Source organism: Falsibacillus albus (assembly GCF_003668575.1).
Lineage (GTDB): Bacteria > Bacillota > Bacilli > Bacillales > DSM-25281 > Falsibacillus > Falsibacillus albus.
On sequence record NZ_RCVZ01000006.1, the window covers coordinates 157,399 to 172,327 of the forward strand.

The window sequence follows — 14,929 nt, forward strand, 5'->3', positions numbered from 1 at the left end:
CTATTTAGCCTTGTATCGCCATTTTATCCAATTTCTAATATACGAATACGCCTTTTTATTGTATGGATACCAATTGACATTACGGCCACTGTTTTTGTTATTCTGCATAACCGATTTCGGGCTGCAGAAGTTCAGCAGTCCCTCGCGCCCATGATAATGGCCGATTCCACTGCATTTAACTCCGCCAAATGGAAGATGTATATTGGAAATGTTCGTAACGACATCGTTGATGAAAATGCTTCCGCTTTCAATCAAAGGGATCATCCGTCGGATCCTGGATTTGTTTCTTGTAAAAAGATACGCATTCAATCCATAAGGGGAATCATTGACTAAGCGGATTGCGTCATCTTCTGTCTCAAAAGGCATAACAGCGATGACTGGACCGAACGTTTCATCTCTCATGATTTCCATTTCATGGCTAACATTTGTTAACAATGTGGGAGGTAGAAAAATGGGGAAAGGTTCATCATGGAAATCAGGTCGAAAATGGGAGGCCCCTCGATTTATGGCATCCATCACTTGTTTTTTGACATGTTCCATGCTTTCTTTTGTGGTCATGCCAGAAAAGGACTTTGAATCAATTTTTTTCAAAATATCTTTCACCTTTTCTACGAACGATCCGTAGATTCCAGACTGAACATAAATTCTTTCCACACTTACGCATGCTTGTCCTCCATTGACCAGGCTCCCCCAAACTGCTGCATTTGCAGCACGGTCGAGGTGGCAGTCGTCAAAAACAACCATCGGATCTTTTCCGCTCAGTTCCAATATGCAGGGGATACCTAATGAAGCGGCTTTTTGGTATACCTTATCCCCAGTAGTATGACTGCCTGTAAAAAAGACCAAATTTGGTTTTGCTTCAATCAACGTCTGTCCCACCATGGCATTTCCATCAATTATTTGCAATATCCCATCCGGCAGGTTTAGTTGATCAAAAATGCTCCGTAGGAATGGAGCAAAGCCAGGAAGTTGATCAGAGCATTTTAAAATGATTGTATTGCCTGTTATGAAAGCTGAAATGATGGGAAGAATGGATAGCTGAAAAGGATAATTCCATGGGGAAAAAATCAGGACCACACCATATGGTTCATAGCGGACATAACTCGTGCATCCCCAAAAAGGGAAGGGTGACTTTTTCTTCACTGGGTTCAAGATTTCGGTTCCGTTCTTGATGTAGTAATCCAACGCAGAAAAAACGATCAAAAAGTCCCCTGTCAATACATCCAGTTGATGTTTATTGGTCCGCTTTGAAATCCATGCAACATAATGATCAAGCTGATTGATAAGCACATTTTGCAGTTTTTTGAGGTAAGTTATTCGATCATTGATGCTGGTTTGTTTCCAGTACGTTGATTGGCGTTTTGCAGTGCTTATCATATCATCGGCTGGTTTAATGGAACCTTCCATGGTATTACTTCCTTTCCTGATCTAATAGACGCTAGTGTTGTCAAAAAAATGGATTTTCATAAGGAGGATTCTGAATGAAAAAGAAAGTGGTCATTGTAGGCGGTGGCTTGGCGGGAATGTCAGCTGCCATCCGCCTCGCTGCGGAGCATTATGATGTGACGATTTTGGAGAAAGGAGAACGGCTTGGTGGGAAATTAAATATCAGGGAGGGGAATGGGTATACATTTGATACCGGACCATCGATCTTGACAATGCCGTGGGTGCTTGAAAAACTGTTTGAACATGTTGATCGTGATCTCCATGATTATGTGGAAATTATGAAGATAGAGCCGGGCTGGAGGACTTTTTTTGAAGACGGGACCGTGCTTGATTTAACTTCCGAACTACCAAAAATGTTGAATGAATTGAAGAAAGTCTCTGATGACGATAAGAATCAGTTTTTTGATTATTTGTCCTATTGCCAAAGAATGTATGATCTTAGCATGAAAAGTTTCTATAAAAAAAGCATATCCGGTTTGAATGATTTGAGAATGATGCACCCTGTCAAAGAATTATTGCAAATGGATCCTATGAAAACAATGAGTCAGTCCACAAAAAAATATTTCAAAAGCAAGCATCTTCAGCAGCTTTTCAACTTTTTGGTCATGTATATAGGTTCTTCACCTTATCATGCACCTGCGATCCTCTCACAACTGACACATGTCCAGCTTGGGATTGGCGTTTATTATGTGAAGGGGGGCATGTATAAAATTGCTGAAGCGATGGAAAAGGTATTGAAGGAACTGGGAGTGAAAATAAGGGTATGCTCAGAAGTGGAAAAAATCCAGACCGATGGGACTCAAGCAAAAGGAGTTAAGTTAAAGACAGGTGAGCAGATAGAAGCTGATATAGTAGTATCAAATCTAGAAGCCATTCCCTGCTACGAATCATTATTGGAAGAATATGACTACTCTTCGATGGCCGTTAAGGACTTAGAGAAATTCCAGCCTACTGTTTCCGGTTTGGTTTTATTGTTGGGGGTCAATAAGACATATCCTCACTTGTCGCATCATAACTTCTTCTTTTCCGGAGACCCCGAAAAAGAATTTAAGCAAATTTTCGACGAAAAGAAACTGGCAGATGACCCGACTGTGTATATCGGTATTTCTTCAAAATCGGATGCTTCTCAGGCACCTGCAGGGAAGGAAAATCTGTTTGTGTTGACCCACGTCCCGCCACTGAAAAAAGGCGAAGATTGGTGTCGATATAGGGAAAAATATGAAAAGATAATCATGGAAAAATTGGAACGAATGGGCATGGAGGGTCTTCAAGATCATATTGAATATAAATATACGTTCACTCCGAATGATATACAAAGTTTATACGGATCCAATGGCGGCTCAATTTACGGTGCCATAACCGATCGGAAACTGAATGGCGGCTTTAAAATCCCGAACAAAAGCCATGTATTGAAAAATGTTTACTTTGTCGGGGGATCGACGCATCCAGGCGGAGGGGTGCCAATGGTGTCGTTATCCGGACAATTGACGGCGGAGCTCATCATGAAAGAGGAACAAAAAGATAAAAGGCAGATTGGCTGAATAAATGGCGAATCTGCCATTTATTTTTGCTTTTTGCCTTGAATCCGTGTTGAGCTTTTATCAGCTAGGGTATAAAATAGAAAAGTATTTCATGAATAGGGAGTTGATATTTTGAGTATGCCAACAGATCCAGACCCATATATATCGAGGAAGCTCATATTTAGTTGTATGGGGCTGGCCGATTCCTTTATATCAGCTCCAAACGTTTAAAGATTGAGGCTTCCTTTGTCGAAAAGGAGGTTAAATGATGTTCGAAATTTATAAAACGAATGAAGAAAGACAACTGGAGCAGCTGGATGATATTACTAACGGCTGCTGGATCAACATGATTGCACCGAAAGAAGATGAAATTCTTTATGTATCTGAAAAATTAGATATTCCACTGGACTTCATGAAAGATGCACTTGATGATGAAGAGCGGTCAAGGATAGAAAAAGAAGATGATAATGTACTGATTATCGTTGACTACCCTTACACATCCCATGATGAATCAGGCTTTCCCATCTATGAAACGATCCCGATTGGACTAATAATTACTCCTAAATGCTTTATTACGGTATCTTTAAAAGAAACGCCCATACTTAATATTTTTCAAAGCAACAAAATAAGAGAATTTTATACGTTCAAGAAAACAAGATTTGCTCTGCAAATCTTATCGGTCATCTCTTCTTATTATTTACGATATTTAAAACAGATTAATAAAAAAATGAATGAAGTGGAAAGGGAATTGCATCAATCGATGAAGAACAAAGAATTGTATGCATTCCTTGCCCTGGAAAAGAGTTTAGTATATTTTACGACTTCATTAAAGCCGAATAAGGTAGTTTTGGATAAAATCATGCGATTTAACTACCTCAAGATGTATGAGGAAGACAAGGATTTGCTGGAAGATGTCATCATCGAAAATACGCAGGCAAGTGAAATGGCTGAAACATACAGCTCGATATTGAGCAGGATGATGAATGCATTTTCCTCCATCATTTCAAACAATTTGAATATCGTGATGAAGTTTTTAACCTCCATCACGATTGTCCTATCTTTTCCGACAATGGTGGCAAGCTTTTATGGTATGAATGTGAATGTTCCTTTCCAGCACAGCACTCATGCCTTCCTGATTACTCTGGCGTTGGCAGGGGCTTTGGCAAGCGTGACAGCTTTTATCTTTTGGAAGAAAAAATATTTTTAGCACAAAAGGAAAAGACCGGCCAATTTTAATGCCGGTCTTTTCGAATGATTATTTCCAATGTGACTCGATGAATTCATCCCTGCCGGATTTTTGCCTGTCTTCCTTATATGCATCCGGCTTTTTTTTGTAAAAATCTTGATGGTAATCCTCAGCGGGATAAAATGTGTCAGCCGGTAAAATTTGCGTTACGATCGGCTTGCTGAACTTGCGGCTTTCTTCCAATTCTTTCTTTGTTCGAAGGGCAGACGCCTTTTGATGCGCATTATGGAAGAAAATCGCGGTCCGATAGGAGTCTCCGCGATCATGGAATTGACCTCCATCATCAGTAGGGTCGATTTGCGGCCAGTATAATTCCAATAACCGTTCATATGGAAATATTTCGGGATTGAATGTGATTTGGACCGCTTCGTAATGCCCTGAATCACCTGTTTTTACGTCCTCATATGTCGGATTCTTAACGTGTCCACCTGTATAGCCCGATACGACAGAAATGATTCCAGGCTGCTGATCGAATGGCTGAACCATACACCAAAAGCATCCCCCCGCAAAAGTGGCGAGTTCATGTTGTTTACTCATATTATTCCCCCATTGTGCAATAATGAAGAAATTTTAACACCATGTCACATAATAGGCAATTTAAATGTTTGAAGAAGGAATGAAAAGATTTCCATGCAGTCATCTTGGAGGATTTGCATAGATGACGATATAAAGTTATATAAGTGCGGAAAGGGCTGATTCAATGATGGTTAATGAGCAATTCGAAGAATATCTAGATAAATACGCTAAAATGGCTGTGGAAGTTGGAGTAAACGTTCAAAAAGGACAACCTCTATGGATTTCCGCTTCACTCGGAACAGAAGTGCTTGTAAGAAGAATTGTAAAATACGCTTATATGGCGGGTGCTAAATCAGTACAAGTCCAATGGTATGATGAAGAAGTTTTAAAGACCCATTATGAAATGGCACCAAATGAAGCTTTTACGGAATATCCGAGCTGGTTGGTGGCGGCTCACCAATGGGTTGTGGAGAACGATGCTGCCTTTCTGCAAGTGGAAGCAGAAAACCCGGACCTCTTAAGTGGAATTGATCCTGAGAGAATAGTGTCATACGAAAAGGCACAAGGAGTTGCTTTGGAGTCATTCTATGAAGCAATCGACAATGATCATATCAGCTGGTCAATCATTGCGATGCCTTCACAAAAATGGGCAGACAAAGTATTTACTCATTTGATTCCAGAGAAGAGGATGCAAGCACTATGGACAGAAATCTTCAAAGCTGTCAGGTTGGATAAAATGGACCCGACAGCTGAATGGCGATCGCATATGAAACGATTATCCAATCGAGCTCAACAATTGAATGATTTGAATTTAAAATCACTTCACTTCAAGTCAAAAGGCACCGACCTTGTCATTGAGCTCCCGGATGGGCATAAATGGCTTACTGGCGGAAGTCAAACTCCTGCAGGGACTGAATTCATTGCGAATATGCCCACAGAAGAAGTGTATACTGTTCCTTTGAAAACAGGGGTGAACGGGGTGGTCAGCAGTACCAAACCACTGGCGTATAAAGGAAAAGTGATCAAGGATTTCACCCTGACATTCATTGAAGGGAAGATAACGGATTTCACTGCTCAAGAAGGTCAGGAAATACTTGGGAAATTAATCCGAACAGATGAAGGGGCAGCATATTTAGGTGAAGTGGCGCTTGTCCCTCATCGATCCCCGATATCCGATTCAGGCATTCTTTTCTATAATACTTTATTCGACGAAAATGCCTCTTGTCATTTAGCGATCGGATCCGCGTATCCTACTTGCATCCAAAACGGAACCGAAATGGATGACTTTGAAAAAGAGGAAGTCGGTTTGAATGAGAGTGTGGTTCACGAAGATTTCATGATCGGTTCTGGAGATATGTGTATCTCAGGATTCTGCAAAGATGGAAGAAAAGTGACAATCATGGAAAATGGAGATTGGGGATTTTAGTTGAACAAGTAAATGTACTATCATTTTTCATGTTATCATTATATTAGTAATTATTCGTGAATAAACCGAATTGGGGTGTGCAGCATGTATGTAGTCCATTCTACATTTAAAGTTCCAGATAGCAAGGCAGATGAAGTTATTTCCATCTACCAAAATCGTTCCAGGCTTGTCGATCAAGCGAAGGGGTTTCAAAAATTTTTATTGTTTCAAAATGAAAAAAGGCAAGGCGAATTAACCGTACATATGGAATGGGATTCCAAAGAGAATTATATGAATTGGGTAACAAGCAAGGAGTTTAAGCAAATCCATGAACTGGAGAAAAAATATCCAGATCAAGAATTGGCTGCTGTAGTTCCAACTATACAAAAATATAGGGTTGTGGCACGATGATTGAACGAGCGCTCAATCCCGTTTTAGAAAAGGTAGTCCAAAAAATTTATGATAAATACCCTGTGATCCTTCAAAAATATGGGGAAGAAGGCAAAAAGAAATGCTACGAGGATAATCTTCATCATTTAAGATATTTGGATAGTGCTTATTCAGTGAAGAACAGCAACGTATTTGCTGATTATGCATGTTGGCTGAATAGCGTTTTAGTTAGCAGAGGGATGAAACCAGATCATTTGATCGATAATTTTATCTTCCTCGGCGAAGCCATCGAAGAAAATCAGACAATGGAAAAGGAACGGCGGGAAGAGTATTTATCCTATTTAAAGAATGCATGTAATGGTATAGAGGAACAATCTTAAAATTGCTTTAAAAATGAGCGGAAGGTGTGAGCCGCGCAGGCCCACTGCCCGCCCCTCGTAAAGGAAAATCCTGCAGCAGAAATCACCATCATATCGTACATATTTTATAATATTCAGAATAATTTTATTTTTCGGGAAATAGACACAAAAAGTCAAATTTCGCCAAAATTTTCTTTGTAGCTCAAGAGGGTCATCAGAGGAAAAACATGTCGATAGCTGTGATAATGGATATAGAAGAATGACGCCATTCCTTGACCTTTTGGATAAGCTGTCGTCCAATTATTCCTTCTTCCTTCTCGAATTAAAAAGTGAATTCCCTCTTCAATTTCTTTTGTCGGTTCATCCGACGCAGCTATTAAAGTTTCTAAAGCCCAAGATGTATGGGTCAGTGTACTTTCATTTAAAGGAACATAGGTTTTACGAGTGTCGCTTAAGCAAGATTCTCCCCAGCCACCGTCATCATTTTGTATATCTTTTAGCCATTGGACAGCTTTTTGAACAGACGGATGAAGTGGGGAAATACCTGCAGCAATCATTCCAATGACAGCCGCCCAAGTGCCATAAATATAGCAAATTCCCCAACGGCCATACCATGACCCATCTTTTTCTTGGTTGTCTATCAACCAATCGATGCCACGCTGCAGCTTCTTTCTTGGCTTTATAGAATGCGTGTGATTCCCTAGAAACTCCAACGTCCTTCCAGTTAGGTCAGGTGTCGAAGGATCCAACAGAATAAATTCCGCACCTTCCATAGGTATTAAATGCAAAATGGGGTTATTCAATTCCCGTTCAAAAGCTGGCCAACCACCATCGGGATTTTGCATGGAAATGACCCATTGAATGCCATTTTGCCAAACCTCCATACAATATGGATCCAAAGGGATATAGGGTATGGTGGATTTTAAGGAGGCGGTTGTGTCGTCTACATCTGGATTGATCGTATTATCATGTGAGAATCCCCAACCTCCGGGCTTAGCTTTATCATTATGGTACATCCAATCGCCATATTTATTGTGCTGCTGTGTGAGAAGGTAGTGCACACTGTTCATTAATGTTTGACTTTCCTCCGGTTCACCAGCTTTAAACAGGGCATGTGAGATCAAAGCTGTATTCCAGACATTCGCTGTCGTGTATTGGATATGTACATGCCCATCAATGGTACATGCCATTGATTTCAATCCGTCGACCGCAGCTTGAATGATTGCATGATCTCTCGGATACCCCAGGCTCAATAGCGCAAAAACCATATAAAAGGTTGAGCTAAAGTAATTTAGCATCGTTCCGTCTGTTTCAATTCTATCAAGGGTGTAATTCTTTGCCTTTTCGATTCCCATCGTTTTTAACCGGGCCGGAACCCCGACGAGTGATTTGATACCCCTTTGGATAGATGCGAAAAAAGTGTTCCAATCCTTCGACCGGTATTCTTCCCAGTCATCCTGTCCGCTCCGAGTAATGTATAAATGTGACAATGAAGGGCCGCTTTGATCATGATGATATTTATTGCTTGCCAAGATGATCAATGGGGCTAGATTTGCTCTGCCGAATACGGATATATCATAAAAATTGATGGGGAATGACTTTGGTAATAGCATGAATTCAGGTGGGAGAGGAAAGAAAGATGGCCATTTGTATTGTCCAGTCATAGCAAGAAGGAGCTTGGTATATAATTTTGCTTCCTTCAATCCTCCATGCTTAATGATAAACTTTTGTGCTTTGATCATATGCGGCTCATTGATTTTACTATAGCCTGAAAACAGCAATCCATAATAAGCATCTATCGTTAATGAAAGACTCCCTTCAGGTTCATCATGGAATAATTTCCATGCCCCATTGCCTTCTTGCAAACTTTTAATGCGTGCCACAAGAGATCTGATCAGTTCTTCATCATTCCATTCCAATGAACGCAGCAAAATAATCATATACGCATCAGTAATGACCCCTGTTTCAAATGGATAATCCCAAGATCCATTGGGTAATTGATCCAGTTTCAATTGCTGGACAATCCGCTCTATTTCATCTTGAATAATTCCATTTGTCATAGTCTGCACCTCAATGAATGTTTTTTTCTCATATATATTCTTTGTATATGGAAGGAATACATCGGATATGAATGCAACATCAAGCGGATGCCTTATTTATATACCGCTGTTGAATTCCACGCAAGTCTTCGCTTTCCGCGGGCGGGTCGGGAGCCTCCTCGCTTCGCTGCGGGGTGTATCTGAAACCGCTATTCCCGCTGGAGTCTACAACTTTTGTTCCAATCAGCTTGAAACACCCTAAAATTCAAATCAACAATAGGCTTTAACTTAGCCTAAAAGAAAGTAAAAAGAAAAGGCTGTTTTCGAAAAGAATGATATTTTAATTCACTACCACTTTATCGTAATAAAACTTTTTGTTGACATGATTCGACAAAAAATGTATCGTAATGAATGTAAATGAATAATTATAAATCCTCATCAAGGCAAGATGAGGTAGAGGGCGCAGTGATTAAGAGTAAGAGAATGAACGAAGCAGGGAATTCATTTTTCATCTTTGAAAGGAATCATTGCCGAAGCTCCATCATTCTCTGATGATGGAAGCTGGGACTGTATCCGAATAGGTGCAGGACTGTCATAGGATTTCCTATGGTGAACTATCATTTTGCTGTTAGATGCGGGGAATGCCCAAACACCCTATACAGGTGTTTTTTTTATTCAACAAATACAGTGACTTGATATACAACAAGAAAAGAAAGAGGGATTCATCTTGGAGAAGACAAATAAATTGGGACTTTGGGTGCTTACGGCCCTTGTCGTTGGAAATATGGTTGGTTCCGGAATTTTCATGCTGCCCAGGACATTGGCAGAAGTCGCAAGTCCTGGCGGGGCGATGTTTGCCTGGATATTTACCGGATTTGGCGTACTTGTGACTGCATTGGTATTTGGAAATTTAGCCATAAGGAAGCCAAATTTGACGGGAGGACCTCAAATATATGCCAAGGAGCTATTCAAAGAAGGCTCCCAAGCATCCATTTTATCCGGATACATGTCTACATGGGGTTATTGGATTGGCAATTTTGCAGGGAATGTTGCCATCATTACTACGTTTGCAGGATATTTATCATCGTTTTTCCCAGTATTAACGAGTCAGGCGGAATGGTTTACGATAGGCTCCTTATCGCTAAAAGTTGGAAATGTCCTGACATTTCTAGTTTGTACCTTATTATTATGGGCGACACATTTCATCATTCTAAGAGGTTTGGAAAATGCAGGGAAATTGAATTTTGCTGCAACAGCAACGAAAGTGATTGGTTTCTTTTTATTCATCGTGATTGGGATATTCGCTTTTCAAAAATCCAATATTGTTCCTTTTATGGCTCCACATATCGATGAAAGCGGGAAAAGCATCGGATTGCTTGGCCAAATCAATCATGCGGCAGTCGCAACCTTATGGGCATTCATTGGAGTAGAATCCGCTGTGGTTTTTGCTTCAAGAGCGAAAAATCAAATTGATGTCAAAAGAGCTACTATGCTTGGACTATTGATCGCATTGGCCATTTATATCGGAATCAGTACTCTCGTAATGGGCATGCTTACCCAACAGGAGCTTCTTCATTCAGATAAGCCTTTAATCGATGCGATTGCAGCTGTAACAGGGCCAATAGGAGGGAAATGCCTAGCCGGGTTGGGATTGATCAGCTTATTGGGCTCCACGATCGGATGGGTGATGCTAAGTGCTGAAGTACCTTATCAAGCTGCGAAACAAGGGCTATTCCTGCCAGCTTTCCTGAGAGAGAATCAAGCAGGCATCCCTAAATTTTCACTCATTATTTCAAATGGGTTGGCACAGCTTTTCATTTTTTCGACCATATCAAATTCAATTTCCGATGCGTTTAATTTTGTGATAACCGTCGCAACACTTTCTTATCTTGTACCATATTTTATTTCATCTGTGTTTCAAGTAAAACTCGCATGGACTGGGGAAACGTATGAAAATCAATTGAAAACCAGGATCATCGATGGACTGGTAGGACTCCTGTCCACGTTATATTCAGTTTGGGTTATCATTGCCGGCACCGCAGATATGAAAACATTCCTATTTGGCATAGGCTTGCTTGCAAGTGGAATCTTTTTTTATGGAAAGGTAAAACAAAACGCTGCACAGAAAAATCCCGATCAAGATCAAGATCAAATTTCTGCATAGCTCATAATTCACATGCCCCGGTAAAATACCGGGGCTTTTTTTAGGGTCAGAATAAACGTGTTGTCCATGTAAGCCGGTTTCAAGCTGATGCCGGCCTTCGGAAAGCGAACATCCTTCCGAAAGAGTTATATTAGAAGTCTGTGGATAGGGCGTTTATATATACGGCAACCAAAAATCCTTATATAAGCTTCTCTCCTCTGTTTATTCTCCATATGAACGGATTAGATAAAAATAAATGAAAATGATACCGTTTTCACTCACTATCTCGACCATATCCCCACTACTTCCGGAAATACCCTTGATAATATATATCAGCATGTTAGTATAAAAAACGTTGTGAAAAGATACGAACAAAAAAGCGAACAAACGGGAGAGATGTATAGATGTTGAAGAATAAAACAATTGCATTCATCGGGGCAGGATCAATGGCAGAGGCAATGATTTCCGGAATCGTACATTCAGAACTCATGCCGAAAGATCAAGTGATTGCAACTAATAGAAGCAATGAAGAACGGTTGGAAGAGATTAGAAATAAATACGGAATCAAAGCCATGCCGAAAGATAAATTGGAATTTGAAGATGTTGACATTTTCATTTTGGCAATGAAGCCAAAAGATATTGATATAGCACTAGATTCCATTAAAGATAAAGTAAATGAAAATCAACTGATTGTTTCTGTATTAGCAGGGATCTCTACGGAATATATGGAGAAACAGCTGCCAGAAAATCAGCCGGTCGTCCGGGTCATGCCAAATACTTCGAGCATGCTTCAGGAATCAGCTACTGCCATTTCCACAGGAAAGTACGTAGCAATGGATCATGTTCTCGAAATGAAGGAACTTCTTGCATGCATTGGAGAGGTATATGTGATCGATGAAGAACAAATGGATATCTTTACAGGAATTGCAGGAAGTGGACCAGCTTACTTCTATTATTTAATGGAGCATATGGAAAAGGCTGGCCAGGCAGGAGGACTAGACAAAGAATTGGCAAGGAAGATCGGGGCTCAAACGATACTTGGAGCAGCAAAAATGATGCTGGAGCAGGAAGATACACCAGCAGAGCTACGGAAAAAAGTGACATCACCGAATGGCACTACTGCAGCTGGACTTGAGGCACTGAAAAACTTTGGTGGCGGAGAAGCGATTACAGAAGCTGTAAAAGGTGCAGCAAAAAGGTCGGAAGAAATCAGTTCACAATTGGAAAAACAACTGGTAACGCAATAAATCAGTACGTAATACAGGAGTGATAGGATTGACACAAAATAGCGGTAAAAAAAGAGTTGTCATTAAAATAGGAAGCAGTTCATTGACAAGCAGCCACGGGGAAATCAGCAGAAGAAAGTTGGAACGACTATCAGATCAAGTCGTGCAGTTAAAGGACGAAGGTCATGAAGTCCTTCTTGTAAGCTCTGGAGCTGTTGCAGCGGGATATCGTAAATTAGGTTGTCTGGAAAGACCAGATACCTTACCTGAAAAACAGGCTGCAGCGTCCATCGGGCAAGGGCTGCTTATGGAAGCATATTCCGAAATCTTTTTATCACATGGCTATGTAGCGTCACAAATATTAATAACGAGAAGTGACTTTTCCGATGAAAAAAGATATAACAATGCCCGTAATACGATTAATGTACTATTAGAACGCGGAATCATCCCAATCGTCAATGAAAATGACACTGTTACGATCGAACGTTTGAAATTTGGCGACAACGATACGCTTTCTGCAAAAGTATCAGGTCTTGTCGATGCAGATATGTTGATGATTCTATCCGATATTGATGGATTATATGATGACGACCCACGCAAGAATAAAAATGCAAATCTGTTGAGAAAAGTCGAGGATATTACACCGGAAATCGAAGATGCAGCAGGCGAGCCGGGAAGCTCGGTCGGTACCGGCGGCATGCGTTCCAAAATCGACGCGTTCAAAATCACGATGGCATCCGGCATTCAAGCATTCCTTGGTAGAGCGGATGTACCTAATATATTGATTGATGCCATTCATGAAAGAGCAAAAGGAACGTATTTCGATGCCCATAAGGACCATATCAACCTGGATCAAAAGAAACAGTGGATCGCCTTCAACTCCGGTCCTGAAGGTGAATTGATCATTGATAACGATACGAAAACATTGATTACGGAGAAAAAAGAGAGCATTCTTTCATCAGGAATCTATCATGTCAAAGGCAGATTCAAGAAAAATTCTGTCGTCAGAGTATTGGATTTGAATGGTGATGAACTCGGATTGGGCGTCGTGAATTATTCTTCAAATGAACTGAAAAAGATGCTTGAAAAAGTTGATAAAGATGAATTGATGGATGTTGCAGTGGATATTGAACATTTGGTTTGCCATTTGGAAGTTTCTATCCCTATGGGAGTCTAAATTCTAAGGAGGAATTGGATGATTTTAAAAGAAAATGATGTGAAAGCTGATGTTGAGAAGCAAGGATTGCTTGCAAAGAAAGCGTCTAAGAAACTTGGTCAATTAACAACGGAACAAAAAAATGAAGCCTTGAACATCATTGCAGATGAACTAGAGACGAATTATGAAAAGATTCTTGAAAGCAATAAAATCGATCTGGAAAAAGGAAAAGAAAAAGGTTTTGAAGATGCTTTCATGGATCGCTTGGCTTTGTCGAAGGAAAGGATTGTTAACTTTGCAGACGGGCTGCGCCAAGTTGCAAAGCTGGAAGACCCGACTGACAAAACCATTTCCAATTGGACGCTGGAAAATGGATTGAATGTTGAAAAAGTGACGGTTCCACTCGGCGTGATTGGAATGATTTATGAAGCACGTCCGAACGTTACAGTCGATGCAACGGGATTAGCATTGAAATCAGGTAATTCGATTATTTTAAAGGGCGGGTCTTCAGCGATTTCTTCCAATTCAGCAATTGTGGATGTCATCCATTCTGCGTTGGAAAAGACTGAAATACCGGTAGATGCCGTCCAATTCATCCATTCTACAAACCGTGAAGCAACCCAAGCGCTATTTACGATGAACGAGTATGTGGATGTATTGATCCCGCGAGGCGGCGGCTCATTGATCAAAGCTGTTGTGAATAATGCGACAGTCCCAGTATTAGAAACAGGAGTAGGGAATTGTCATCTCTATATTGATAAAGATGCCGATGTGAAAAAGGCATTGGATATCATCGTGAATGCGAAGACAGATCGTCCTGCTGTTTGTAATGCTGCTGAAACGTTGATTATCCATGAAAAGTGGCTGAAGGAAAATCATAAAATTTTAAATGAGACATTGATCAGCCGAAAAATCAATGTACATGGAGATGAAAAGGCGCTTGAGTATTTCACAGATGCCGTCCCGGCTGGAGAAGAAGACTGGGCAAATGAGTATTTGGATTTGGCGATTGCAGTAAAAATCGTTTCGAATTTAGATGAAGCCTTGGATCATATTGAACAGTATGGAACGAAGCATTCAGAGGCAATCATCACTGAAAATGCAGAGACTGCGAAAAAGTTCCTGGATCTTGTTGATGCTTCTGCAGTTTACCACAATGCTTCCACGCGATTTACTGATGGTGGAGCACTTGGGTTTGGTGCAGAAATCGGAATATCAACGCAAAAGCTTCATGCCCGCGGACCAATGGGGCTTCCTGCACTGACAACTGTGAAGTTCAAAATGAGAGGCAACGGCCAAATTCGATAAAAGAATAGCCTAAAAAAAATGCAGCTGTGCTGAATGCACAGCTGCATTTTTTTATTTTCATTCCAGTGAAATCAGCCATCCATTTTACAAATTGAACAATCATACAACTGTTCAGTTTTACATAATGTATAGTGATTAGCAAATGAACAAGGTGTAAAATGTACTAAAAGTTAAA

At 40.5% G+C, this 14,929-nt stretch carries 12 protein-coding genes and 1 riboswitch; of the genes, 9 read left to right on the forward strand and 3 right to left on the reverse strand.

The annotated features are described in order from the left end of the window. Window positions 1-1,407 (reverse strand): aldehyde dehydrogenase family protein, encoded by a 1,407-nt coding sequence (locus D9X91_RS10715; protein ID WP_121680612.1) that lies wholly within the window; start codon window positions 1,405-1,407, stop codon window positions 1-3. A 74-nt stretch (window positions 1,408-1,481) separates the two neighbouring features. Between D9X91_RS10715 and D9X91_RS10720 the strand changes: the two genes are divergently transcribed. Both D9X91_RS10720 and D9X91_RS10725 read left to right on the forward strand, forming a co-directional pair. Continuing rightward, window positions 1,482-2,987: a phytoene desaturase family protein gene (locus D9X91_RS10720; RefSeq protein WP_121680613.1), complete on the forward strand. Its 1,506-nt coding sequence runs from the start codon at window positions 1,482-1,484 to the stop codon at window positions 2,985-2,987. Window positions 2,988-3,234: 247 nt separating this feature from the next. After that, window positions 3,235-4,173, forward strand: a complete 939-nt coding sequence (locus tag D9X91_RS10725) for a magnesium transporter CorA family protein (RefSeq protein ID WP_121680614.1) — start codon at window positions 3,235-3,237, stop codon at window positions 4,171-4,173. A gap of 48 nt (window positions 4,174-4,221) precedes the next feature. Here the strand turns inward: D9X91_RS10725 and msrA are convergent, their stop codons facing one another. Continuing rightward, entirely contained in the window at window positions 4,222-4,749 is a 528-nt protein-coding gene (gene msrA / locus D9X91_RS10730) for a peptide-methionine (S)-S-oxide reductase MsrA (protein WP_121680615.1), read from the reverse strand. A 163-nt stretch (window positions 4,750-4,912) separates the two neighbouring features. Here msrA and D9X91_RS10735 point away from each other — a divergent pair, with 163 nt between their 5' ends. From D9X91_RS10735 to D9X91_RS10745, 3 genes are all read left to right on the forward strand, one after another. After that, window positions 4,913-6,154 carry an aminopeptidase gene (locus D9X91_RS10735; protein WP_233569768.1) on the forward strand — a complete coding sequence of 414 codons (1,242 nt, stop codon included), beginning with the start codon at window positions 4,913-4,915 and terminating at the stop codon, window positions 6,152-6,154. An 84-nt stretch (window positions 6,155-6,238) separates the two neighbouring features. After that, window positions 6,239-6,544, forward strand: coding sequence for an antibiotic biosynthesis monooxygenase family protein (locus tag D9X91_RS10740; protein ID WP_121680616.1), 306 nt, complete (start codon window positions 6,239-6,241; stop codon window positions 6,542-6,544). Continuing rightward, window positions 6,541-6,903 carry a hypothetical protein gene (locus D9X91_RS10745; RefSeq protein ID WP_121680617.1) on the forward strand — a complete coding sequence of 121 codons (363 nt, stop codon included), beginning with the start codon at window positions 6,541-6,543 and terminating at the stop codon, window positions 6,901-6,903. Before D9X91_RS10740 ends, D9X91_RS10745 begins: the two co-directional genes overlap by 4 nt. Before the next feature lie 152 nt (window positions 6,904-7,055). On the opposite strand, the gene shc is transcribed toward D9X91_RS10745, so the two are convergent. Further along, window positions 7,056-8,942, reverse strand: coding sequence for a squalene--hopene cyclase (shc, locus tag D9X91_RS10750; protein ID WP_121680618.1), 1,887 nt, complete (start codon window positions 8,940-8,942; stop codon window positions 7,056-7,058). Window positions 8,943-9,367: 425 nt separating this feature from the next. Next, a riboswitch (Lysine riboswitch) is annotated at window positions 9,368-9,546 on the forward strand. Between the two features lie 102 nt (window positions 9,547-9,648). Here shc and D9X91_RS10755 point away from each other — a divergent pair. The 4 genes from D9X91_RS10755 (at window position 9,649) to D9X91_RS10770 (ending at window position 14,754) form a co-directional block, all read left to right on the forward strand. Next, window positions 9,649-11,085, forward strand: coding sequence for an amino acid permease (locus D9X91_RS10755; protein ID WP_121680619.1), 1,437 nt, complete (start codon window positions 9,649-9,651; stop codon window positions 11,083-11,085). Between the two features lie 383 nt (window positions 11,086-11,468). Continuing rightward, window positions 11,469-12,311, forward strand: coding sequence for a pyrroline-5-carboxylate reductase (gene proC / locus D9X91_RS10760; RefSeq protein WP_121680620.1), 843 nt, complete (start codon window positions 11,469-11,471; stop codon window positions 12,309-12,311). 28 nt (window positions 12,312-12,339) lie between these two features. Further along, window positions 12,340-13,467, forward strand: coding sequence for a glutamate 5-kinase (proB, locus tag D9X91_RS10765; RefSeq protein ID WP_121680621.1), 1,128 nt, complete (start codon window positions 12,340-12,342; stop codon window positions 13,465-13,467). 18 nt (window positions 13,468-13,485) lie between these two features. Next, window positions 13,486-14,754 (forward strand): glutamate-5-semialdehyde dehydrogenase, encoded by a 1,269-nt coding sequence (locus D9X91_RS10770; protein WP_199738097.1) that lies wholly within the window; start codon window positions 13,486-13,488, stop codon window positions 14,752-14,754. Window positions 14,755-14,929: the final 175 nt, after the last annotated feature.